The sequence below is a fragment of the Luteibacter mycovicinus genome (assembly GCF_000745235.1).
Classification (GTDB): domain Bacteria; phylum Pseudomonadota; class Gammaproteobacteria; order Xanthomonadales; family Rhodanobacteraceae; genus Luteibacter; species Luteibacter mycovicinus.
The window spans coordinates 1,105,955-1,128,147 of record NZ_JQNL01000001.1 but is presented as its reverse complement, the minus strand read 5'-3'; the positions used below and the strand labels follow the sequence as shown (position 1 = coordinate 1,128,147).

The 22,193-nt window shown below is 65.6% G+C and carries 20 protein-coding genes; 18 read left to right on the top strand and 2 right to left on the bottom strand.

Annotation, left to right across the window (positions count from 1 at the left end; translation table 11 throughout):
* Nucleotides 1–23: 23 nt before the first annotated feature.
* The 18 genes from fliP (at nt 24) to FA85_RS05010 (ending at nt 15,887) form a co-directional block, all read left to right on the top strand.
* A complete protein-coding gene (fliP, locus tag FA85_RS05095; protein WP_239739953.1) occupies nt 24–737 on the top strand; it encodes a flagellar type III secretion system pore protein FliP in 714 nt (237 codons plus the stop codon).
* Nucleotides 734–1,003 carry a flagellar biosynthesis protein FliQ gene (gene fliQ / locus FA85_RS05090; RefSeq protein WP_036111221.1) on the top strand — a complete coding sequence of 90 codons (270 nt, stop codon included), beginning with the start codon at nt 734–736 and terminating at the stop codon, nt 1,001–1,003. Before fliP ends, fliQ begins: the two co-directional genes overlap by 4 nt.
* Nucleotides 1,003–1,770 carry a flagellar biosynthetic protein FliR gene (fliR, locus tag FA85_RS05085; RefSeq protein WP_036111223.1) on the top strand — a complete coding sequence of 256 codons (768 nt, stop codon included), beginning with the start codon at nt 1,003–1,005 and terminating at the stop codon, nt 1,768–1,770. Before fliQ ends, fliR begins: the two co-directional genes overlap by 1 nt.
* Before the next feature lie 6 nt (nt 1,771–1,776).
* Nucleotides 1,777–2,922 (top strand): flagellar biosynthesis protein FlhB, encoded by a 1,146-nt coding sequence (gene flhB / locus FA85_RS05080; protein WP_036111226.1) that lies wholly within the window; start codon nt 1,777–1,779, stop codon nt 2,920–2,922.
* A gap of 3 nt (nt 2,923–2,925) precedes the next feature.
* Nucleotides 2,926–5,037 carry a flagellar biosynthesis protein FlhA gene (flhA, locus tag FA85_RS05075; RefSeq protein WP_036111227.1) on the top strand — a complete coding sequence of 704 codons (2,112 nt, stop codon included), beginning with the start codon at nt 2,926–2,928 and terminating at the stop codon, nt 5,035–5,037.
* Nucleotides 5,038–5,070: 33 nt separating this feature from the next.
* Entirely contained in the window at nt 5,071–6,438 is a 1,368-nt protein-coding gene (gene flhF / locus FA85_RS05070; protein WP_036111230.1) for a flagellar biosynthesis GTPase FlhF, read from the top strand.
* Nucleotides 6,439–6,508: 70 nt separating this feature from the next.
* Nucleotides 6,509–7,384 carry a MinD/ParA family ATP-binding protein gene (locus FA85_RS05065; protein WP_036111233.1) on the top strand — a complete coding sequence of 292 codons (876 nt, stop codon included), beginning with the start codon at nt 6,509–6,511 and terminating at the stop codon, nt 7,382–7,384.
* Complete coding sequence (locus FA85_RS05060; RefSeq protein WP_036111235.1) at nt 7,381–8,112, top strand: RNA polymerase sigma factor FliA; 732 nt, start codon at nt 7,381–7,383, stop codon at nt 8,110–8,112. Before FA85_RS05065 ends, FA85_RS05060 begins: the two co-directional genes overlap by 4 nt.
* 53 nt (nt 8,113–8,165) lie before the next feature.
* Nucleotides 8,166–8,567 (top strand): chemotaxis response regulator CheY, encoded by a 402-nt coding sequence (cheY, locus tag FA85_RS05055; RefSeq protein WP_036111237.1) that lies wholly within the window; start codon nt 8,166–8,168, stop codon nt 8,565–8,567.
* Between the two features lie 10 nt (nt 8,568–8,577).
* Nucleotides 8,578–9,219: a protein phosphatase CheZ gene (locus FA85_RS05050; protein WP_176809059.1), complete on the top strand. Its 642-nt coding sequence runs from the start codon at nt 8,578–8,580 to the stop codon at nt 9,217–9,219.
* 7 nt (nt 9,220–9,226) lie between these two features.
* Nucleotides 9,227–11,290: a chemotaxis protein CheA gene (locus FA85_RS05045; protein WP_036111244.1), complete on the top strand. Its 2,064-nt coding sequence runs from the start codon at nt 9,227–9,229 to the stop codon at nt 11,288–11,290.
* 1 nt (nt 11,291) lies between these two features.
* Nucleotides 11,292–12,032, top strand: coding sequence for a flagellar motor protein (locus tag FA85_RS05040; RefSeq protein WP_036111245.1), 741 nt, complete (start codon nt 11,292–11,294; stop codon nt 12,030–12,032).
* A complete protein-coding gene (gene motD, locus FA85_RS05035; RefSeq protein ID WP_051943384.1) occupies nt 12,029–12,934 on the top strand; it encodes a flagellar motor protein MotD in 906 nt (301 codons plus the stop codon). Before FA85_RS05040 ends, motD begins: the two co-directional genes overlap by 4 nt.
* Nucleotides 12,934–13,761 (top strand): ParA family protein, encoded by an 828-nt coding sequence (locus tag FA85_RS05030; RefSeq protein WP_081907393.1) that lies wholly within the window; start codon nt 12,934–12,936, stop codon nt 13,759–13,761. The genes motD and FA85_RS05030 overlap by 1 nt, the downstream gene beginning before the upstream one ends.
* Nucleotides 13,761–14,333: a hypothetical protein gene (locus FA85_RS05025; protein ID WP_036111247.1), complete on the top strand. Its 573-nt coding sequence runs from the start codon at nt 13,761–13,763 to the stop codon at nt 14,331–14,333. Before FA85_RS05030 ends, FA85_RS05025 begins: the two co-directional genes overlap by 1 nt.
* Nucleotides 14,330–14,779 carry a chemotaxis protein CheW gene (locus FA85_RS05020; RefSeq protein WP_239709099.1) on the top strand — a complete coding sequence of 150 codons (450 nt, stop codon included), beginning with the start codon at nt 14,330–14,332 and terminating at the stop codon, nt 14,777–14,779. Before FA85_RS05025 ends, FA85_RS05020 begins: the two co-directional genes overlap by 4 nt.
* A gap of 145 nt (nt 14,780–14,924) precedes the next feature.
* The gene (locus FA85_RS05015; protein ID WP_036111254.1) at nt 14,925–15,329 is read left to right on the top strand and encodes a DUF2802 domain-containing protein; all 405 of its coding nucleotides are present in this window, start codon (nt 14,925–14,927) and stop codon (nt 15,327–15,329) included.
* A 102-nt stretch (nt 15,330–15,431) separates the two neighbouring features.
* Nucleotides 15,432–15,887 (top strand): hypothetical protein, encoded by a 456-nt coding sequence (locus tag FA85_RS05010; RefSeq protein WP_036111257.1) that lies wholly within the window; start codon nt 15,432–15,434, stop codon nt 15,885–15,887.
* 84 nt (nt 15,888–15,971) lie between these two features.
* On the opposite strand, the gene FA85_RS05005 is transcribed toward FA85_RS05010, so the two are convergent.
* Nucleotides 15,972–18,266 carry an FdhF/YdeP family oxidoreductase gene (locus FA85_RS05005; RefSeq protein ID WP_051943386.1) on the bottom strand — a complete coding sequence of 765 codons (2,295 nt, stop codon included), beginning with the start codon at nt 18,264–18,266 and terminating at the stop codon, nt 15,972–15,974.
* A 171-nt stretch (nt 18,267–18,437) separates the two neighbouring features.
* Entirely contained in the window at nt 18,438–22,184 is a 3,747-nt protein-coding gene (locus FA85_RS05000; RefSeq protein ID WP_051944194.1) for a translocation/assembly module TamB domain-containing protein, read from the bottom strand.
* Nucleotides 22,185–22,193 lie beyond the last annotated feature (9 nt).

The window sequence follows — 22,193 nt, the reverse complement described above, 5'->3', positions numbered from 1 at the left end:
TGTGGGTGGGGTTTTTTGTGTCGCTGCTGTTGCCGCTGGCTTCGTTCGCGGCGGATCCGCCGGGCATTCAGCTGCTGAACGTGCAGCCGGGCGCCAATGGCGGCCAGACCTGGTCGCTGTCGATCCAGATGCTGGCGCTGATGACGGCGCTCACCGCGCTGCCGGCGATCCTGCTGATGATGACCTCGTTTACGCGGATCATCATCGTCCTGGGTTTCCTGCGCCAGGCGCTGGGTACCAACAGCACGCCACCCAACCAGGTGATCCTGGGGCTGTCGCTGTTCCTCACCCTGTTCGTGATGACGCCGGTGATCAACAAGGCGTATGACGCCGGGATCAGGCCGTACATGGACGGTCAGATGACCGTGCAGGACGCGCTGCCGCTGGCCGCCGCACCGTTCCGTCACTTCATGCTCGAGCAGACGCGTGAGCCCGACCTGCAGCTGTTCACCAGGCTGGCCGGCGAGCAGCCGTACGCCGACAAGGACGCCGTGCCGTATCGCGTGGCGTTGCCCGCCTTCGTCACCAGCGAGCTGAAAACCGCCTTCCAGATGGGCTTCCTGCTGTTCATCCCGTTCCTGATCATCGACCTCGTCGTGGCCTCCGTGCTGATGTCGATGGGCATGATGATGGTCTCGCCGATGATCATCTCGCTGCCGTTCAAGATCATGCTGTTCGTGCTGGTCGACGGCTGGACACTGCTGCTCGGCACGCTGGCGGGGAGCTTCTTCCAGTGACGCCGGAATCGGTCATCGCGTTCGGCCAGCAGGCGCTGCACGTCGCCATGCTGATCGGTGCCCCGCTGTTGCTCACCGCGCTGGCGGTGGGCTTGCTGGTGGGCATGATCCAGGCCGCGACCCAGATCAACGAGCAGACCCTGAGCTTCATCCCGAAGCTGATCTGCATGGCGCTGGTGATGATCATCACCGGCCCGTGGATGCTGCGTACGCTGGTGCAGTTCACCCGCACGCTCATCGAGAGCCTGCCTCAGGCGGTGCGCTGATGCCGATCGACCTGGGCCAGCTCGAGGGGTGGGTCGGCGGCGCCATGTGGGCGCTGGCCCGCATCTCCGGGCTCATGCTGGTCGCGCCGGTACTTGGCTCGACGATGATCCCGATGCGTATCCGCCTCGGTCTGACCGTGCTGCTGACCATGGTGCTGGCCCCGCTGGCGCCGCTGGATATCCGGCCGCTGTCGGCCGCGGGCGTGGCCGTGATGTCGCAGCAGGTGCTGATCGGCGCGGCGCTGGGCTTCATCCTCAAGCTGGTTTTCGAGGCCGTGGCGTTTGGCGGCCAGTTCCTCTCGCAGGCCATGAGCCTGGGTTTCGCCGAGACGGTGAACCCGGGTGTCGGCGGCACCACGCCGGTCATCAGCCAGTTCTACACGATGCTCGTCACCCTGATGTTCCTGGTGTTGAACGGCCATCTCCAGCTCATTTCGCTGCTGGCCGACAGCTTTCGCAGCATGCCCGTGGGCGACGGTGGCATCGGCGCCGATGGCCTGTGGGGCGTCCTGAGCTTCGCGTCGCATCTGTTCTCCGGCGCCGTGCGCGTCGCCCTGCCGGCCCTGACCGCGGTGCTGGTGGTCAACCTCGGTTTCGGCGCCATCAGCCGCTCGGCGCCATCGATGAATCTCTTCGCGGTCGGCTTTCCGATCACGATCTGCCTCGGCGTCCTCGCCGTATGGCTCTCGCTGCGCGCCCTTCCCGGTGCGTTCGACTCGTTGCAGACGGCCGCGTGGGACACCATGCGCCAGTTGATCGGGAGGTAACCGGCCATGGCCGAGGGCGCCGACAACGAGGACAAAACCGAATCACCCAGTGACAAACGCCTTCGCGAAGCCCGCGAGAAGGGCGATCTGCCGCGCTCGCGCGACCTGTCGACCGCCGTGGTGGTGCTGGCGGGCGTCGCCACCCTGATCGCCTCGCGCGACCAGATGTCCATGCACGCGGCCAACATCATGCATGTCGGCCTGCGTTACGGGCGCGATGACCTGTTCGCCGCCAATGGCCTCTACCACGCGATGATGACCGCCGTGATGGAAGGTTTCTGGATGCTGGCGCCCGTGTTCATCGCGACGATGATCGCGTCGGTGGCCGCGCCGACCCTCATGGGCGGACTGAACTTTTCCTTCGAGGCGCTCATTCCGAAGTTCGACCGTCTGGACCCGATCAAGGGCTTCGGCCGGCTGGTGTCCCTCAACGGCCTGGTCGAGCTGGGCAAGTCGGTGCTCAAGCTCATCCTGATCGGCGGCACGCTGGTCTGGTTCCTGCGAAAAAGCACGACCGAGATGTACATGGGCGGCACGGGTCCGGTGGCCGAAGGGATCGCCCGCGCCTTCGGGATCTTCGGCCACGCCTCGCTGATCTTCGCGGTGGCGCTGGGCGCCGTGGCCCTGGTCGACGCGCCCTGGCAGAAGTACAGCTTCACCAAGAAGATGAAGATGACCAAGCAGGAGGTGAAGGACGAGCACAAGGAAAGCGAGGGCAGTCCCGAGCTGAAGTCAAAAGTCCGGCAGATGCAGCATCAGATGGCACGCCGCCGGATGATGGAAGACGTGCCCACGGCGGACGTCATCGTGACCAACCCGACGCACTTCGCCGTGGCCCTGAAATACGACGAAAACCGCATGGGAGCGCCCCGCGTGGTGGCCAAGGGTGTGGACGTCCTGGCCCAGCAGATCCGCGATGTGGCGGGTGGGGCGAAGATTCCTGTGGTCGAAGCGCCTCCGTTGGCACGAGCCTTGTATGCAACTACGGAAATCGGACGCGAAATCCCGTCGGCGCTGTATGTCGCGGTGGCCCAGATTCTGGCCTACGTGTTCCGGCTGAAGCAGGCGATCGCCATGGGCGATCTCCCGCCGGAGCTACCGAAGCAGGAGATCGACCCGGACCTGCTCGGCCCCTACCGCATGGATAACTGACGAATGGCCGCTTCCACCAACCTGATGGGTACGTTCCGGCAGATCGGCCGCCGAGGCGTGGCGGCGCCGGTCGCCATGCTGATCATGCTCGGCATGATGATGCTGCCGCTGCCGCCCTTCATGCTGGACCTGCTGTTCACCTTCAACATCGCGTTGTCGCTGGTGATCCTGCTCGCCACCATGTACGTGATGCGCCCGCTGGAGCTGGCCTCGTTCCCGACGGTGGTGCTGTTCGCCACCTTGCTGCGCCTGGCGCTGAACATCGCTTCCACCCGCGTGGTGCTGCTGCACGGTCATAACGGCCCGGGCGCCGCGGGCAAGGTCATCGAGGCCTTCGCCGAGTTCGTCATCGGCGGCAACTTCGCCGTCGGTTTCGTCGTCTTCGCCATCCTCACCATCATCAACTTCGTGGTCGTCACCAAGGGCGCCACCCGCGTGTCCGAAGTGACCGCCCGCTTCACCCTCGACGCTATGCCCGGCAAGCAGATGGCGATCGACGCCGATCTCAACGCCGGTCTGCTGACCCAGGAACAGGCGCGCGAGCGCCGCCAGGAAGTGCGTGAGGAAGCCGACTTCTACGGCTCGATGGACGGTGCGTCCAAGTTCGTCCGCGGCGATGCCACGGCGGGCATGCTCATCCTCGCCATCAACATGCTGGGTGGCTTCTTCATCGGCATGTTCCAGCATGGCCTGTCGGCCGGCGAAGCCGCGCGTACCTACACGCTGCTGACCATTGGTGACGGCCTCGTCGCCCAGGTCCCCGGCCTGATGCTCTCGATCGCCACGGCGGTCATCGTCACCCGCGTGTCCAAGTCGCAGGAGATGGGCAAGCACGTGATGGGCCAGCTGTTCGGTCAGCCCAAGGCGCTGGGCGTGGCCGCCGCCGTGCTCGGCACGATGGGTCTGATCCCCGGGATGCCGAACATTCCGTTCCTTCTGCTGGCCGGTGGCGCCGGCTTTGCCGCGTGGAAGCTGCAGCAGCGCAAGAACCTCGTTGCCGAGGGTGGCGCCACCGGCACGCCGGGTGCCCCGGGTACCGATCTGGCGCTGGAGTCCGCGCCGCCGGCCGAGCGTCTCGAACTCTCGTGGGAAGACGTGGCGCAGGTCGACACCATCGGCCTGGAAGTCGGCTATCGCCTGATTCCGCTGGTGGACAAGGCGCAGGGCGGCGAGCTCATGGCGCGGATCAAATCCGTGCGTCGCAAGCTGTCGCAGGAGCTCGGCTTTCTCGTCCCGTCCGTCCACATTCGCGACAACCTCGATCTCGCACCGCACGGCTATCGCATTTCGCTGATGGGCGTGCCGATGGGCGAGGCCGAAATCCATACCGAGCGCATGCTCGCGATCGATCCGGGCCGCGTGCACGGCACGATCAACGGCATCGCCACGCGCGATCCCGCCTTCGGCCTCGATGCCGTGTGGATCGAGCCGGGCATGCGCGAGCACGCGCAGACGCTGGGCTACACCGTGGTCGACCCGGCCACCGTCATCGCCACGCACCTGTCGCACATTCTGCAGAACCACGCCCACGAACTCATCGGCCACCAGGACGTACAGCAGCTGCTCGACCGTCTGGCTCAGCAGACGCCGAAGCTGGTCGAAGATCTCGTGCCCAAGCGGCTGTCGCTGGGCGCGGTGGTCAAGGTGCTGCAGAACCTGCTCGCCGAGCGCGTCCCCATCCGCAACTTCCGCGGCATTGTCGAGTCGCTGGCGGAGCACGCGGGTCAGAGTCAGGATCCCGGCGTGCTCGCCGCCGCCGTACGCGTCACGCTCGGTCGTCAGATCGTGCAGGAGATCGCCGGCCTGGGTTCGGAAGTGCCCGTCATTACTTTGGCGCCGGAACTCGAGCAGATCCTGCTGCAGTCGCTGCAGGGTGGCGGTCCGACCGGCGCGGCCGTGGAGCCGGGTCTGGCCGATCGTCTTCAGCAGAACGTCGCCGAGGCCGCACGACGCCAGGAAGCGGCCGGCGAACCGGCGGTATTGCTGGTCTCTCCTGCGCTTCGTCCATGGCTTTCGCGCTTCACGCGTCATGTGGCCCAAAACCTGCATGTACTCGCTTACAACGAAGTTCCGGATAACCGACGCGTCAAGCTGGTGACGGCGCTCGGCAGGTAAGTGGGGAATGAACATGGACACAGGATCGAACGCATGAAAATCAAACGCTTCGTAGCCCCCGACATGCGCCAGGCCATGCGCCAGGTGCGCGACGAGCAGGGCCCGGATGCCGTGATCCTGTCGACCCGTCGGCTGGACGACGGTATCGAGATCATCGCGGCGCTGGATTACGACGAAGCGCTGGTGCGTGAAGCCGGCTTCGGTGTCGATCTTCCGCCGCGCGAGCGCGAGGAAGCCCCGATCCGCGCGCGCCGCGACAACGACTTCGCCGCACGCATCGATCAGGCCAAGGCCGCGACCGCCGCCGCTGTCGAACGTGTGACGCGCGGTGCTCCGGCGCCCGCCGCTCCGCAGGTCGCGAATCCGAATGCGCCGCAGCGTCAGTCGAGCGCCGCGCTCGCCGCCAGCGTCGCCGATGTGGTGCGCGCCGCGACGGTCGCCCCGAACCACAACGCGAACAGCGACGCCGCCGTCAATGGCGTGCGTGCCGAGATCAACAGCCTGCGTGAGATGCTGGAAGTGCAGTTGTCCACGCTCGCCTGGAATCAGATGGACCGCGACCAGCCGCTGCGCGCCCGCGTGCTCCGCGAGATGACCCGCCTGGGCATCGACGGCGACGTGGCTCGCGCGCTCTGCGCCGAGCTACCGCCGGGCATGACCGCCGAGCAGGCCCGCTACCTGCCGCTGGGCATCCTCTCGCGCAACATCCGTACCAGCGGCCGCAACGCCGACACCGCCGGTAGCGCCGTCACCGCTCTGGTCGGAACGACGGGCGTCGGCAAGACCACCACCATCGCCAAGCTTGCGGCGCGTGCGGTGCTCCGCCACGGCGCCTCGAACGTCGCGCTGATCAGTGCCGACCAGTACCGCATCGGTGCGGGCGCCCAGCTGGAACATTACGGCCGCCTGCTCGGCGTGCGCGTTTACAACGCCCACGATGCACAGAGCCTCCGCAACGTGCTGCTCCAGCTGCGTGGCAAGCACACCGTACTGATCGACACCGCCGGCCTGGCCGGTAACGATCCGAAGCTGCAGCAGCAGTTCGACACCCTGCGCGCGATGACCGAGGTGCGTGTCTGCCTCGTGCTTGCCGCGAACGCGCAGGCGCAGGCCATCGACAACGCGATCCGTGCCTACGCGCCGCTGGCGCCGCAGACCGCGATCCTGACCAAGCTCGACGAGGCCCCGCTGATCGGCGGTGCCCTGTCGGCCGTCATCCGCCACGGACTGCCGCTGGACTACAGCACGGATGGCCAGCGCGTGCCGGAAGACATCGCCTCCGCGGATGCGCGCAAACTCGTCTGCCTGGCCGCTCAACTCGTCAAGCAGCGCACCGACGAACCGGACGACGCGATTCTCGCCGACCGTTTCGGCTTCTCCACCGCGCCAGCCATCGCCTGACACCGGGAACTGAAGTAACGTGACCACGGCATCCGCATCCGCACACCCCTTCACGGCAGTGAATTCCTTCATGAACACACACGTCGATTCCACCCAGGCTGCTGGGCTCAACTGGCTCGCCGACCGTCGTCCCACGCGCAGCATCGCGGTGGCGGGCGGCAAGGGCGGCGTGGGCAAGACCACGGTGGCGGTCAACCTCGGCATGGCGCTCGCGATGGGCGGCCGTGACGTGGTCCTGCTGGACGCGGATCTGGCCATGGCGAACATCGATGTGCTGCTGGGCCTGCAGCCCACGCGCCATCTGGGCCACATGCTCGAAGGCGAGTGCCGCATCGAGGACCTGATCCTCCACGCCAACCACGGCCTGAAGGTGATCCCGGCGACCTCGGGCGCGCGCCGCATGGCGCAGCTGCCGAATATCGAGCACGCCGCCGTGATCCGCGCCTTCGACGAATACCCGGTCGCCCCCGAATATCTGATCGTCGACACCGCCGCCGGCATCTCCGACAGCGTGTCGATGTTCGCGGCAGCCTCCGACGAAGTGGTGGTCGTGGTCTGCGACGAGCCGGCCTCGCTGACCGACGCCTACGCGCTGATCAAGGTGATGAGCCGCGAGTTCGACGTGAACCGCTTCCGCATCGTCGCCAACATGGTCCGCCATGCGCAGGAAGGCCGTCAGCTGTTCGAGAAGCTGGCCCGCGTGACCAACCGCTTCCTGGACGTGTCCCTGGATTTCATGGGCATGGTTCCGCACGACGAGTACCTGCGTCAGGCCATCCGCCGTCAGGCGGCCGTGGTCGACGCCTGGCCGAGCAGCCGCTCGGCGGTGGGATTCAAGAATCTGGCCCGGTCGGTCGATACATGGGGTGAACCCGAACCCCGGGTGCAGGGTCGCATCGGCTTTTTCGCCGAACGGAACCACATGGGGGGAGGGCTGCCGCTGTGAGTGTCGCTAGCGAATACCTTGAAATCACTAGAGTTCCAGCGGATCAACTGGTTAAAACGCATGCACCCCTGGTGCGCCGGATCGCCTATCACCTGATGGGCCGCCTGCCGCCAAGCGTGGACGCGAATGACCTCATGCAGGCCGGAATGATCGGACTGCTCGAGGCCGCAAGAAATTACTCGCCGACTCGCGCGGCCAGCTTCGAGACCTATGCGGGCATCCGCATTCGTGGCGCCATGCTGGACGAACTGCGCAAGACGGACTGGACCCCGCGCTCCGTCCACCGGAAGTTGCGCGAGGTGGCTGAAGTAACGAGGCAGATCGAGAACGAAACGGGTGGCGACGCCGAAGACGCGGAAGTGATGAAGCGGCTGGGTATCGACGCCATGGAGTACAACCAGATTCTGGCCGACGCGGCGAGCGCGCGGTTGCTGAGCCTCACGGCGCCGGAAGGCGACGAAGGCGCGGCGATCGACGTCGCGGACCCCGACGCCTCGGGCCCGGAGGGCAACTTCGAGAAGAACGGCCTGCGCGACGCGCTGGCGCAATCGATCGACGGCCTGCCGGAACGCGAGAAGCTGGTGATGTCGCTGTACTACGATGAAGAGCTCAACCTGAAAGAAATCGGTGTGGTACTGGGTGTGAGCGAGTCGCGCGTGTGCCAGATCCATGGCCAGGCCCTGATTCGCCTGCGTGCACGCATGACGGGTTGGAAAGACAAGCAGTGACGGCATCGCGGTGCCGTCGCCGGTAAAGAAAAAGCACGTGGCGGAGAGCAGTTTTGGACAAGAACATGAAGATCCTCGTGGTGGACGACTTTTCCACCATGCGGCGCATCGTCAGGAATCTCCTGGTCGAGTTGGGTTTCACCAACACGCTCATCCAGGAAGCCGAAGACGGTAACGCGGCCCTCGCGTTGCTGCGCTCGCAGCCGATCGACCTCGTCGTCACCGACTGGAACATGCCCAACATGACGGGCATCGACCTGCTTCGCGCCATCCGCGCCGATGCCGGTCTGAAGTCCTTGCCGGTGCTGATGGTGACCGCGGAGAACAACCGCGACCAGATCATCGCCGCCGCGCAGAGCGGTGTTAACGGCTACGTCGTCAAGCCTTTCACGGCGGTCACGCTGAAGGAAAAGCTCGACAAGATCTTCGAACGACTCGCCGCGGCTGCGGGCTAAGGGAATAACGATGAATACGATGCTCTCCCCCGGCCAAGAGGTCGTCCCCGAACTGCGCGAGCTGCTCGAGGCCGACGACGGCGCCGCGTTCGAAAAGGCACTCGACAACCTGATCCGCAGCCGCGAGCAGCACCTGTTCCTGGCGCTGGGCCACCTTGCGCGCGACCTGCACGAATCCGTGCGCCGCCTCGCTTCGGACATTTCGACCGACGGCGTGCCCGGCAACATGAGCGATGCGCGCAAGCATCTGCGTGACGTGCTCGAGATGAGCTCGACCGCGGCGCACCGCACGCTGGACTTCAGCGAAAAGCTGCGTCCGCAGGCCCAGGCGCTGGCGAAGCAGGCCGACGAAGTGCTGGTGCTCGATCATGCCGACCCGGCATTTGGCGCTAACGCGACGGCGCTTGCCGTGCGCGTGGGCGATTTCGCGCAGAGCTGCGACATCGGCCTGGGCGAAATGGTCGAAGCCCAGTCGTGGCAGGATCTTTCCGGTCAGCGCGTGGCGCAGGTCGAGGCGTTCATGGCCAAGGTCGAGTCGTCGCTGGTCGAGCTGGTCCGTCTGACCGGGTCGCTCGCGGGCGGCAATGCGCCGGCCGCGGACAAGGTCAGCCAGGACGAAGTGGATCGCCTCCTCAGCGAATTCGGATTCTGAGCCCGCTATGAGCGTGGAGCTGGACAACGAGCTGCTCAACGTCTTCCTGATCGAAGCGCGCGAACTGCTCGAGAGCCTGGGCGAGCAGCTCGTGGATCTCGAAGCGTCGCCGAACGACACGGAGCTGCTGAACGCGGTCTTCCGTGCGTTCCACACCGTGAAGGGCGGTGCGGGCTTCCTTGGGCTCAATCCCATGGTGGAGCTGTGCCATCGTGGCGAAGATCTTCTGAACGAAGCGCGTAACGGCACGATCGTGCTCAACGCCGCCTTCATGGATGCGCTGCTCGAGTCGCTCGACCTGCTCAACGACATGATGCGCGCCGCCGATGGCGGCGTGCCGATCGAGCCCGCGCCGCGTTCGCTGCTCGACCGGCTGCTGATTCCCGGTCGTGCCGTATCCGCGGCTCCCGTTGCCTTGGCGGTACCGGTCTCTTCGACGGTCGCGGCACCTTCCGCGCCGAAAGCGTACGACCCGATCGAAGATGAATTCGAGGCGATGCTCGACGCCGCGCGCACCGACCGCGCGCCGGCACCGGCCTCGTCCGCGACGATCAACGATGACGAGTTCGAAGCGCTGCTGGATTCGTTGTACGGCACGGGTGCGCCAGGCGCGGACAGCGCAGCGGTTTCCGCATCGGCACCGACGCCCGCACCCGTGGTCGCTGCCGCACCCTTGCCGTCGAGTAACGACGCGATCAGCGACGACGAATTCGAAGCCTTGCTGGATTCCCTTCACGGCACGGCAGCGCCGGGTGCGGTCGGTGGTGCGGCGGCCGTTGTCGCTTCCACGCCTGCGCTCGCCGTGGTTCCCGTCGCTGCACCCGCACCGCCCGCAGTGGCTGCTCCCGCAGCGAAGGTCGCGTCCGCCGCGGCTGGCGAAAAGCGCGCCGCGTCCGCCGCCGACACGACGGTTCGCGTCGACACGCATCGTCTCGACAGCCTGGTCGACGCCGCGGGCGAGCTCGTGCTCGTGCGCAACCGCCTCACCAGCCTCGCCCCGCGCGGTGGTAACGATCCGATGGAACGTGCCATCGGCGAGCTGGAGCGCGTGGCGGAAGACTTGCAGAATGCGGTGCTGCGCATGCGCATGCAGCCCGTCGGCAAACTGTTCTCCCGTTTCCCGCGCATCATTCGTGACCTCGCCCGCCAGCTCGGTAAAGAGATCGAACTCGTCACGGAAGGCGAAGAAACCGATATCGATCGCACCGTGGTCGAGGCGCTCGCCGATCCGCTCGTGCATTTGCTGCGTAACGCGGTGGATCACGGCATCGAGATGCCTGACGTGCGCGCGGCCGAAGGCAAGTCGCGTCTGGGCACGGTGCGCCTCGCCGCTGGCCAGTACGGCGACCGCATCGTCATTACCGTCACCGACGACGGCAAGGGCATGGATCCCGAGGTCCTGCGCCGCAAGGCCGTCGAAAAGGGCCTGATGGACGCCGAGCAGGCCGCGCGTCTGGACGAGCGCGAATGCTACGAAATCGTCTTCCGCCCGGGCTTCTCGACCGCCAGCACGGTGTCCGACATTTCCGGCCGCGGCGTCGGCATGGACGTGGTCAAGACCAAGATCGTCGAACTGGGCGGCACGCTGTCCATCGACTCGCGTGTCGGTCATGGCAGCACGGTACGCCTGTCGGTGCCGCTGACGCTGGCGATCATGCGCGTGCTGATGGTTCGCGTCGGTCATCGTCTGCTTTCGCTCCCGCTGTCCAATGTCACCGAAGTGTTCGAGCTCGTTCCCGGTCAGATCCAGGAGCTCGACGGCCGCATCGTCGCGTCGCACCGTCAGCGCGCCTTGCCGCTCGCCGACCTCGGTCACTGGGCCGGGGTGAGTGGGAAGGGCGGCCATGTCGTCGTCGTGCAGATCGGTCACCAGACACTGGGTTGCCTGGTCGACGAAGTGCTCGGCCGCGAAGACGTCATGGCCAAGCCGCTGGGCCCGTTCCTCAAGGACGTTCCAGGTGTCGCCGGGGCGACCATCACCGGTGACGGGCGTATCTCCCTCGTGCTCGACCTTGCCGGTCTGGCCGATGACAGTGGGCAGGTGCTGCCTTCATTGAGGATGGCTGTCTGACATGGATATCGTGAGCGTCGTCGGCACGATCCTGGCCTTCGTGGTCATCATCGTGGGGACCATCCTCAAAGGCTCGAGTCTCGATGCCCTGTGGAACCCGGCGGCGTTCGTCATCGTCTTCCTCGGCACCCTGGCCGCGCTGCTGGTGCAGACGCCGGGGCCGGTACTCAAGCGTGCGTGGAGCATGCTGCCGTGGGTGTATCGCCCGCCGGATATCGAATCGGAAAACCTCGTCAGCCGCATCGTCGGCTGGAGCGAGATATCCCGGCGCACCGGCCTGCTCGGGCTGGAACCTGCCATCGAGCGCGAATCGGACCCCTTCATCCGTAAGGGGCTTCAGCTTTTGGTGGATGGCACCGAGCCGGACGCCATGCGCTCCGTGCTCGAGGTGGAAGTGCTCGCACGCGAGCACAACGACATCGAAGCCGCCAAGGTGTACGAAAACGCCGGTGCGTACTCGCCGACGATGGGCATCATCGGTGCCGTCATGGGCCTCATGTCGGTCATGCAGAACCTGGCCGAACCGAGCAAGCTCGGCCACGGCATCGCGGCCGCCTTCGTCGCCACCATTTACGGTATCGGCCTGGCCAATCTGCTGGCGCTGCCCATGGCGTCACGCCTGAAAGGCCTGGCCCGTCAGCGGTCGCAGATGCGCGAGATCCTCGTCGAAGGCCTCGTCTCGATCGCCCAGGGCGATAACCCGCGGCACATCGAGAGCAAGCTTCAGGGGTTTCTCTCGTGAAGCGCCGCCACCACGAAGAGCACATCAATCACGAGCGCTGGGCGATCCCCTATGGCGATCTGATCACGTTGCTGCTCGCGTTGTTCGTGGTGATGTACGCGGTATCGGCCGTCAACGAAACCAAGTTCAAGGTGATGGCGCAGTCCATCAACGAAGCCTTCAACGGCACGGGCAAGGTGATCGAGCCGATCCGCGAGGCGACGCCCGCCGCGCAGGTGCCGTTGCCGAATCAGTCGCGTGCGCCGGCCGCCGCGCCCATCGCCCGCATCGACGTGCCCGTTCCGCCGCGCAACCTGCCGCTGCCCGGTCACGAAGGCGCCGCCGCCGAGCGTCAGGAAGCGGCCAGCACGAATACCGCGACGGCGGCGAACACCACGGTCGGCAAGACCGAGGACGCCAGCCTCAGCCAGATTTCCGACGAAGTGAAGCGGGCGATGAAGCCGCTGATCGACAAGAGTCTGGTCAACGTGCGGCAGACGCCGGACTGGCTCGAGATCGAGGTCAAGACCGACATGCTGTTCCCGGTCGGTGTCGCCAGACTGCAGGCGCCGGCCGATGACGTGCTGCGCAAGCTGGCCGGCATCCTCGCGCCGTTTCCGAACCCGATGCGTATCGAGGGCTATACGGATAACACGCCGATCGCCACGCCGACGTTCCCGTCCAACTGGGAGCTGTCCGCGGCACGCGCCGCTACCGTGGCGCGTCTGCTGACGACGACGGGTGTGGATCCGCATCGCGTGGGTATCGTCGGCTGGGGCGAGTTTCGTCCGATCGTGGCGAACGATACCGACGACGGACGCAACCGGAACCGCCGCGTGCTGATTGTCGTGATGAGCGACAAGGCGGCCCCGTCGCGTTTCTACAGCGATGCCGCGGCCGCGCCGGCCGGGGGAAATCGCTGATGATCACCTGGGCGGTCTCCAACCAGAAGGGCGGCGTCGGAAAAACCACGACCACGGTCGCGCTGGGCAGTCTGCTCGCCGCGTCCGGCAAGCGCACGCTGCTCATCGACATGGATCCGCATGCCTCGCTGTCCGGTTACATCGGCGTCGAAGGCGGGGCGCATGGCAGCGTCTACGATCTGTTCGGCATCGGTAACAGTGCGATGCCGCTGCCGGTGCGCACGCTGGTGCACGCCACGCAGTGGGACCGGTTGAGTGTGCTGCCTGCGTCGCCCGCGATGATCACGCTGGACCGTCAGCTGGGTACGCGTCCGGGTATGGGGCTGGTGCTTACCCAGGCGCTCGCCGAGCTCGCGCCCGACTTCGACCATGTGCTGCTCGATTGCCCGCCCACGCTCGGCGTGCTGATGGTCAACGCACTGGCGGCGAGCGATCGTCTGCTGGTGCCGACACAGACCGAAGCACTGGCGCTGGCCGGTCTCGAGCGCATGCTGCGCAGCCTGTCGATGATCGAGCGCTCGCGCGGTCGTCCGCTGCCACGCACGATTGTGCCGACGATGTTCGATTCGCGGACGCACGCCTCGCGCGTCTGCCTGGATCAGTTGCGCGAGCAATACGGCGACAGCGTCAGTCAGGCCGTCATTCCTACCGATACGCAGATCCGCGAAGCCAGTGCGGCCGGTGTGCCGCTCGCCTCGTGGCCGGCCGCACGTCGCGGCGGTCTGGCGTATCGCCAGTTGCTCGATGAATTGCTGGCGCCTCCCGCGGTTGATGCCGCTTCCACCGTTGCGTCGGCCACCGCGCCCGCGACGGATGCCGCCGCGTGATGCGCGCCATGCAGGATGCCGAGCAGATCGTCGCCGACTATCTTGCCGAGCTGCTCACGCCTGCGGCGGTGCCGGCCGTGGTGCCTCCGAACGAAGTCAAAGTGGTGGCCATCGAGACCTGGCGCAACGCGTCGTCCGAGTCCGCTGCGCCGGTCGTCGACAACCGTTACCTGCTTTGCGTTGCCGCCGGCGTCAAGCTGGCCGTGCCGATGGCCGACGTGAGTCACGTCCTGCCCATACCGCCTTTGTCGCCGCCCAATGTACCGAACCCGGTATGCCTCGGGCGCTGGCGTCATCCCAGCGGTGAAGCGCGGGTCGCGGATCTGGCGGCGATCATCTCGCCGGATATGGCGGGAGCGCTGTCGTCATCGGTCGTTCTGCTCGGCCATCGCGGCTGGGCGATCGCCTGCATCGTCGTCGACGAGCCGGTGGAACTCGAGGCCGACGCCATCCAGTGGCGCACCGGCGCGACCACGCGGCCCTGGCTGGCCGGCATGTCGCAAGAACCCAAGTGCGGCGTGGTCAACACCACGGCGCTGATCGAATGGCTGGAAAAGGAGCTGGGTCCGTGACCGACTCGCAACACAACGCGCAGGGCGCCTGGCTGGGCTTTTCACTCAAGGGGCAGCGTTACGCCGTGGCGCTGAACAGCGTGCGCGAAGTCATCCGTCCGGGTGACATCACGCCGGTGCCGGGTGGTCCTGAAGACGTTCTCGGCATCGTCAACCTGCGCGGTCAGATCGTACCCGTGCTGGACGGCCGTCGCCGCTTCGGCCTCGACGGCGCACTCGAACCGGGCGCGGAAGACGCGCGCCGCGTCATCGTCTTCGAAGACAGCGGAACGGCGGTCGGCATGCTCATCGACGTGATCGGAGAGATGCTTCAGTTCGACGCCGACGAAGTCGACCCGCCACCGCCCGGCCGCGCGAACCGCCGCGACGACCCCGTCACCGGCGTCATCACCCGCGACGACGGCTTCATCGCCCTCGTCGACGTCCCCCGCCTCTGCCGCGCCTGACTGCGGCGGCAGAGGTTACCGCCCCCGCTCTTTGTAGGAGCCAGCCCTGCTGGCGACAGGCCTCCCACCACCGCACAAACCTGCATCTTCAGAATTCCCCCCCACTGAGTTACCGTGTCCCCGCTAACCCCGGAAGCCACCCCGCATGAACCCGATCGTCGGATACATCCTCATCGCACTCGCCGCCCTGAACCTGGTCGGCCTGCTGCTGGTGTTCCGCCGCCTCGGTAACGCGCCCGCGAAACCGGCACCCGCGCCCGTCACCGAACCCGTGCAGACTCCCGCACCGCTGGCCGAACCCGCCATCGATCCGACGGCGCTCAACACGATGCTTCGTCGCCTCGAGAATCGCCTTGGCGATATTGAAGAGCAGGTGCGTCGTGCGCCGACGGTGACGATTGCTTCCGAGCCGGGGAGCACGAGTGACCGGTCGCTGGCACTCGCGCAGCGACTGGCCCGGCAGGGGGCTTCGCCGAAGGACATTGCGGAGACATGTGGGATTTCGTTGACTGAGGCTGAGTTGCTGCATCGGTTGCATTCGGGGCGCTGATTTCAATTGCGTCACCGGGCGATCTGCGAACCTTGCAGATGCGGCTGAAAAACAATTCACCGCCGGCATATTGCTCTCGCAGCCGGAGGCGTTGCGTGATACTTGAACGACAGCCTCTTCTGCGATGTGACCCAACTTGTGAGTGAGCTCAAATCGATGCCTGGCATTCTGAGATTCCTGACGGCTATCTCCTTGGCATCGGGCGCTTTCGTGATCGCCACGATTCTGCCTGGGGGTGCCATGATCGGAGATCGCAGTATAGGTGCCCATGAGTGGTGGACGAACGGAAGCGGGGAGCTGTTCACACTGGCGATCAGCACCTTGGTCGGATCCGGAGTGATGATCCTCAAGCGTGCCCGGTTCAGCCGAGAGTGCTACCTGCTGGGATTTTTGCTTCTGTACCCATGCGCGTTCGCTGTCCAGGCCATCAATAGGATTCCCTTCGATGAGTGGGAAGTCGTTTCATCTCTATTGTTTGGCGTAGCGCAGCTGACGGCGATTGCTCTCTATTTCTACGTCAACCGGCGGGCGAAAGAGTATTTTTCTCGGCACGCTTGACCCGCACATTTTCCGCGTTCGTCCACCGATCGGCATTTCAATAAGGACGGAGACGCACGCGTGCGCTGATCCCGCGTCCTCCGATCATGTGGGTTCTTTTCCGACGGAGATTCGCACCGGCACGCCCTTGGCCGCGGGCGTCTTCGAATCCACGTCGTGGTACCACAAGGGCATAAGCGGGTTCATTTCCGGGTAGTACCCGCCGACGCAGCCCGAAGGCAGATTGAACGCCGTAACGGTGAGGCCTCCCACCGACCGTTCGGCGCCGTCGCCAGCATCGCCAACCAGCGTCACCACGTCACCCACGTGGAGCCCATCGCGCTCGATATCCTGCGGGTTCATCAGCAACACGGATCGCGAGCCCTCGAGCCCACGCAACCGGTCACTATGTCCGTAGATCGTCGTGTTGAACTGATCGTTGGACCGCATCGTGATCAGGTGGTACCGGCCAGGCGCGTCACCGACGCCGACGGCCGAGAGGACGGTCGGCGTGGTGAACCTTGCCTTGCCGGTCTCTGTTTTCCAGTCACGTTCACGCGCCGGATTCCCGCGATAGAAGCCGCCGGCATCGAACATGCGCGCGTTGTAATCCTTGAACTGGTCCGGGTACGTCGCTTCGATCAGATCGCGGATCTTGCCGTAGTCGGCGGTCCACTCATCCCAGCGCCATGTCGGGTTGGGAGGCAGCGTCGCCTTGGCGATGCCGGCGACGATGGCGACCTCGGATCGCAGGTGCTCACTGGCCGGTTTCCGCTTGCCGATCGAGCCATGGATGTGGCTGAAGCTGTCCTCCATCGATACGGACTGGCTTCCCGACGCCTGCACGTCGTCCTCGGAACGCGCGAGGCAGGGCAGGAGATAGGAGGCCTTGCCATGCACGAGATGGCTGCGATTGAGCTTGGTCGCGATATAGACCGTGATCGCCTGCGCGGACCACGCGGTCTCCACGATCTCCTGGTCGGGAATGGCTCGGACGAAATTGCCCCCAAGGCTGATAAATCCTTTCACCGTGCCGGCGAGAATGCCTTCGCAGGTTTCCACCGTACCCATACCCTTGTCGCGCGGCGGCTCGAAGTCGAACTGCCTTGCAAGGACATCGAGCGGTACCAGCTCCGGCTTCTCCGAGATGCCGACCGTACGCTGGCCCTGAACGTTGGAATGACCACGCACCGGGCATGCGCCCGCCCCGTCGCGGCCGATATGACCGCCAAGCAGCAGCATGTTCACCAGCATGCCGATGGACTGAGTTCCGTGGACATGCTGCGTCAGTCCCATGCCGTAGACGGCAATGACGTTCTTCGCGGTGGCGTAGACGTCCGCGGCGGCTTCGAGGTCCGCACGCGTAAGACCGGATTCGCGTTCGATATCGTGCCACGCGGTCGCATGTACCTTCGTGGCGAAGTCGTCGAACTCGCTGGTGTGCTGGGCGATGAAGTCACGGTCGAAGACACCGTCTTCGCCACCTTCGCGACGGGCCGCATCGAGGGCGAACGCATGCTTGCACATACCCATCATTGCCGCGATGTCGCCGCCCGGGCGCACCTGCAGATACATGTGCGACAGCTCGGTGGCGTGGCCGCTCAGCATCTGCATCGGGTTCTGCGGATTGATGAAGCGAACCAAGCCTTGTTCGCGTACGGGATTGAACGTGAGGATCTTGCAGCCCCGCTTAACGGCTTCCTGCAGCGGATGGAGAAAGCGCGGACTGTTGGTGCCCGGGTTCTGGCCGAAGTAGAGGATCACGTCGCACGTCTCGAAGTCTTCGAGTATGCAGGTGCCGACCGGTGACCCGATGACCTGCTTCAGGCCGACCGAGGTCGTTTCGTGACACATGTTCGAGCTGTCGGGCAGGTTGTTGTTGCCGTAGAAGCGCGCGGTAAGTCCGTAGAGGTAGGACTGTTCGAGTGCGGACTTGCCGGAGGCGTAGAAAATAACGGACTTCGGGTCCAGCGTCCTGAGTGTCGCTCCGATGCCTGTGAAAGCTTCGTCCCAGGTGCAGGCGAGGTATTTATCCGTCGCCGCGTCGTAGCGCATGGGCTCGGTCAGGCGACCCTGCATTTCGAGGTCGTAGTCCTGCCAGCCGAGCAACTCCGTAACCGTATGGGCGGCGAAGAAGTCGGGCGTGCAGCGATCCGATGTCAGCTCCCATAGGGTCGACTTGGCGCCGTTCTCGCAGAATTCGAATTTGTGCGGATGTTTTGGCTTGCCCCAGGCGCACGATGTACACATGAAGCCGTGGGGTTTGTTCTGGTGAAGCAGGGTGTCGAGGGAGGCCGGCGTTGGCTTTTCTCGCAGGAGCACCTTGGCCATACCGGAGACGGAGCCCCAGCCACCGGAAGCGCCTTCGTGCTGGATCTCTTCGGCTTTGCGGGATGTCATGACTCGTCTCCGATATCTGTATCCATCGGGACGAGGGAATCATGTGGATCGTGATGGGGGTGGGAACCACGTGTGAGGCATCGCCTCGTCGGCTTTAGCGGCGTTGAGGGTTCGCCAGCAGGCTGGCTCCTACCTTTGTGTGCCGCGGCCTGGGGGACGCGGCACCATCGGTCAGCGTTCGAGGCGGTAGTTGAGGCTGGCGCGGCTGAAGTCTGTCGCGTTCTGCGCTTCGAAGTTCCACTTGTGGCTGAAGAGGTAGCGCAGGGTGATGACCTGACCCGGGTCGAACAGGCCCACGCCGTAGCTGAGGTAGAGCCGGGGTGAGAGGTACTTGCCCACGGTGAATGCCGAGGTGCCACCTAGCGCATCGTTGTTCGATACGCCGATGTCGTCGACACCGATCTTCGAGCCGACACTCTTCGCCAGCAGGTCGCCAGCGGCCGAGCCCAGCGCCTGCGCGGCGGCACCCACCATGTTCCCTTCGCCACCCTTCACCTGCGACAGCGGCTTGCCGGTGACGAGGTAGGAGAGGGCATCGGACTGTTCCATCACGGGGTTCGAGAACACGGTGAGGATGGGGCGCTGCGCGGTGCCGGAGACGTACAGGCCGACCTTCTGCCCGTCGTCGATCGTGGCATTCGGGTTGAGCGTACGCGCCGCGCGGATATTGAGGCCGGGATTGTCGATGGGCGTGCTGGCGAACAACAGCTGACCCTGTTCGATCTTCAGGTCCTGACCGTAGGCCTTATAGGTACCGTCGACGCCGATCTGGCCCTGACCCGTCGTCGCACGACCCGGGCGCTCACGTACATCGAGCTGACCGGTGATACGACCATCGATGCCGAAACCGACCAGGTGAACCTTCTGCCCCAGATCGACGCGGATATCCGCGCTGATCGGCGTCGCTTCAGCGGCGGCCTCCTGCTGTTTGTCATCGACGACCACGACGTCGGGCGACGCCTTGGTCGCGCCGGAACCGGGCAGTCGCTCGACGTTGACGTCCGCCAGATCGATACCGACCTTGCCGGTGACGTTCATGCCCTTCGCATCCTGCACGATCGTCAGGTTGGGCGAAATGATCGCCTTCGCCGCGGGGATGTCGACGGCGGTGAATTTGGAGCCTTCCACGCCGATGCGCATTGTCGCGCCGGTACCGATCAGCGCGGTGCCTTTGATGCCGAGCGTGCCGTCGCCGGAGCGCACCGTACCGTCGACAGCGAAGTTCTTCGCATCGGTGGTGTTTACGCTGAAGCGGCCGTCCTTCAGCTTGAGGCCGGCGCTCGGTACTTCCGCCGCGAAGCTATCGACCACGGCCTGGCCGGTGACGGCAGGATTGGCAACGGTGCCGCCGAGGTTGAAGTTCGCATCGAGGCCGCCCTTCACTTCGGCGAGTTCCGTCGTGAACAGCTCGATGAGGCCAAGGTTCTTCAGATGCAGCGCAACGTTGCCGCCGAGCGCCTGCTGCGCGCCGGTGAGCGATACGTTGCCGGCCAGCGTACCGCCGTCATTGAGGTTGGCGCTGAGCGTCAAACGCTGATTATCGGGCGCAAGCTGCGCATTGGCCGTCAGGTTGTCGTATACCAGCAGAGGCTGGTCGGCGTGGTCGGCATAAGCGACCGTGCCGTGTGCGGAGTGAACATTCGCCTGACCTGACAGGGCGCCGGCGGCGGTGCGACGAATGCTGCCGTCACCTTCGATGATGCCGTCGGCACGCATCGGGCTGTCCGACGCCTCGGCGGCGGTCATGAGCAAGGCCAGCGGCACCTGACGCAGGCGGTAGCTCGCGTCGAGGTTGCCACCCTTGTCCTGCTTGGCAGCCACACAGAGCAGCGGATCGCCGGCCGTGAGGCACAGATCGCTCATGCTCATCGCGCCGTCCTTGTACGCGAGCTGGCTCGCGTTCTGCAGGCGCCAGCGCGGCAGGTTCTGGTAGTCGATGTTGAGCGTGGACAGCGTGCCGTTCCAGGCGCCGTCGCGCAGGCCGCCCGACAGCTGCAGGTCGGCGGTGAGCGGGCGGCCCTTCGCGTCGATACTAAGCTGGTGCTTCTCTTGCGTGCCGTTGGCGTTGACGGCAAGGCGCTCGAACAGCAACCCACCCGCATTGACGCCGGTACCGACAACGGCGAGCTTGCCGCCCGGCGCGCTCACGTCGGGCACATCGGCATCGACGGTCAATGCGTCGATCTTCTGCCCTGCGTAGACGATGGCGCTGCCGCGCACGTTCGCTTTCACCGCAAGCTTCGGCACATTGCCCTTCGCCGAAATGTCACCCTGCACGCGTCCACCCGCGTCAGGCAGCCAGTCCCCGAGCGAGGCGATGGCGAGCTTCAGCGTCGCGTCGTTCGAAGTGTCGCCCCTGGCATCCAGACGGATCGTGCTGCCGCCGGAGGCAACGTCGAGCGTGCCGTTGACGACTTCGCTGGGTTTCAGTGTGAGCTCGCCGTTGCCGCGCAGCGGACGCTGGCGCAGTGTGCCGTCGAGCTTGCGCAGCGTGAGCGTGCCCAGCGGCTGGTTGTCGACCAGACGACCTTCGGTCGACATGTCGAGATTCAGCGCACCCGGCCATTCGGCAAGCAACTGGCCAGGATCGAAGCGGTCGCCCTTGACGTCGAGTTTCCACGCGAGCGCGGGCTGCAGCGTCAGCGTGCCGCTGGCGCCGAGGCTGCCGTTGGCCTGCTTGAGCTGCACGGTGTGCATCGTGATGAGGTCGGGCTTGCCGTCGACATCGAGCGTGAACTTGCCGACGTGACCGGGCGGGCCGATGTCGATATCGCCCGCGGCGTGGTACGCCTCGGCGCTGCCCTTGAACCCGAGCTGGCCGGTGCTGGCGAGATCCTGGCCGGCGACGCTGGCCGGGACCAGTACGTCCTTCCAGTTGAGCGCGAGATCCGCCGACAACGGCGTGGCGGCAATCTCCACGGTGCCCTTTGCCGTGAGCGACCCCTTGACCTGCGGTGAGCCGACCGTGAGTTCGTCCAGCGTCAGGCGCTTGTACTCGTGGTCGAACGCGGCCTTCAGCGGGGCGAGATGCACCCTGTAATCGTTGAGGTCGAGATCGCCGGTGAGGTTGGCGCCGTAGCGGTCGCCGCTGCCTTTCACGGCCAGGCCGAGCGAGGTCAGGCTGCTGTCGCCGATCAGCGGCTTGGGATCGAAGCGGGGCGCGTCGATGGACGCCGTCCACGGGAAGTCGCCGCTCTGCGTCAGATTCGCATCGACCTGCGCGACGAGCGGGAGCGTGAGCTTGACGATGGTGTGGGCCTTGTCGCCGTCGCTATGCGCTTCGACATTGCCCGCGTAATCGATATCGCCGATTTTCCAGCGGAAGCTGGCCTTGCCGTCACCCTGATAGTTCTTGCCCACCGCCAGCGTGCCACCGAGGTCGGCCTGACCATCGGGCGCACGCAGCGCGAGCGTCTTCAGGGCAATGCCTTTCGCGGTCCATGACCCGGCGAGATCAAGCGAGTTGGACTCGAACAGCGGCTGGCCCTGCCGGGTCACGCGGACGTGCCCGACCTTGACCTTGTCCAGCACGATGTCGAGCGGCGGCTTGAGCGAGAACGGCTCGGACGGCTGCGTGTCGGGCTCGCTGGGGCCCAGCGCCACGTCGATCCCGTCGGCGGTGAGCGTGTACACGTGCGCCGTCTTGCGCAGCAGTGCGCCGAACGAGAAGTCGAGGTGCGCCGACGCGACGCGCACGTCCATGCCCTTTCCGTCGCGGTAGCGGACGCCAGCGAGATCGAGCGGGCCGGCGAGACGACCTTCGGCTTTGTCGACGGTCAGGGCGTTGTCGGTGAAACCCTGTGCACGGGCGAGCGCAAAGCGCAGGCCGGATGCCGTGCCGACCATCCACCACAAGGCCAGCACGACGACGAGCAGCAGCGCACCGAGCGCGATACCGATACGGAGAAACCATTTCATGCCGGTGCT

Excerpts from the sequence above, each read along its gene's own strand:
- fliR (WP_036111223.1), top strand. The coding sequence starts at position 1,003 with ATGCCGATCGACCTGGGCCAGCTCGAGGGGTGGGTCGGCGGCGCCATG.
- flhB (WP_036111226.1), top strand. The coding sequence starts at position 1,777 with ATGGCCGAGGGCGCCGACAACGAGGACAAAACCGAATCACCCAGTGAC.
- flhA (WP_036111227.1), top strand. The coding sequence starts at position 2,926 with ATGGCCGCTTCCACCAACCTGATGGGTACGTTCCGGCAGATCGGCCGC.
- flhF (WP_036111230.1), top strand. The coding sequence starts at position 5,071 with ATGAAAATCAAACGCTTCGTAGCCCCCGACATGCGCCAGGCCATGCGC.
- FA85_RS05065 (WP_036111233.1), top strand. The coding sequence starts at position 6,509 with ATGAACACACACGTCGATTCCACCCAGGCTGCTGGGCTCAACTGGCTC.
- FA85_RS05050 (WP_176809059.1), top strand. The coding sequence starts at position 8,578 with ATGAATACGATGCTCTCCCCCGGCCAAGAGGTCGTCCCCGAACTGCGC.
- FA85_RS05045 (WP_036111244.1), top strand. The coding sequence starts at position 9,227 with ATGAGCGTGGAGCTGGACAACGAGCTGCTCAACGTCTTCCTGATCGAA.
- FA85_RS05040 (WP_036111245.1), top strand. The coding sequence starts at position 11,292 with ATGGATATCGTGAGCGTCGTCGGCACGATCCTGGCCTTCGTGGTCATC.
- FA85_RS05030 (WP_081907393.1), top strand. The coding sequence starts at position 12,934 with ATGATCACCTGGGCGGTCTCCAACCAGAAGGGCGGCGTCGGAAAAACC.
- FA85_RS05025 (WP_036111247.1), top strand. The coding sequence starts at position 13,761 with ATGCGCGCCATGCAGGATGCCGAGCAGATCGTCGCCGACTATCTTGCC.
- FA85_RS05015 (WP_036111254.1), top strand. The coding sequence starts at position 14,925 with ATGAACCCGATCGTCGGATACATCCTCATCGCACTCGCCGCCCTGAAC.
- FA85_RS05005 (WP_051943386.1), bottom strand. The coding sequence starts at position 18,266 with ATGACATCCCGCAAAGCCGAAGAGATCCAGCACGAAGGCGCTTCCGGT.
- FA85_RS05000 (WP_051944194.1), bottom strand. The coding sequence starts at position 22,184 with ATGAAATGGTTTCTCCGTATCGGTATCGCGCTCGGTGCGCTGCTGCTC.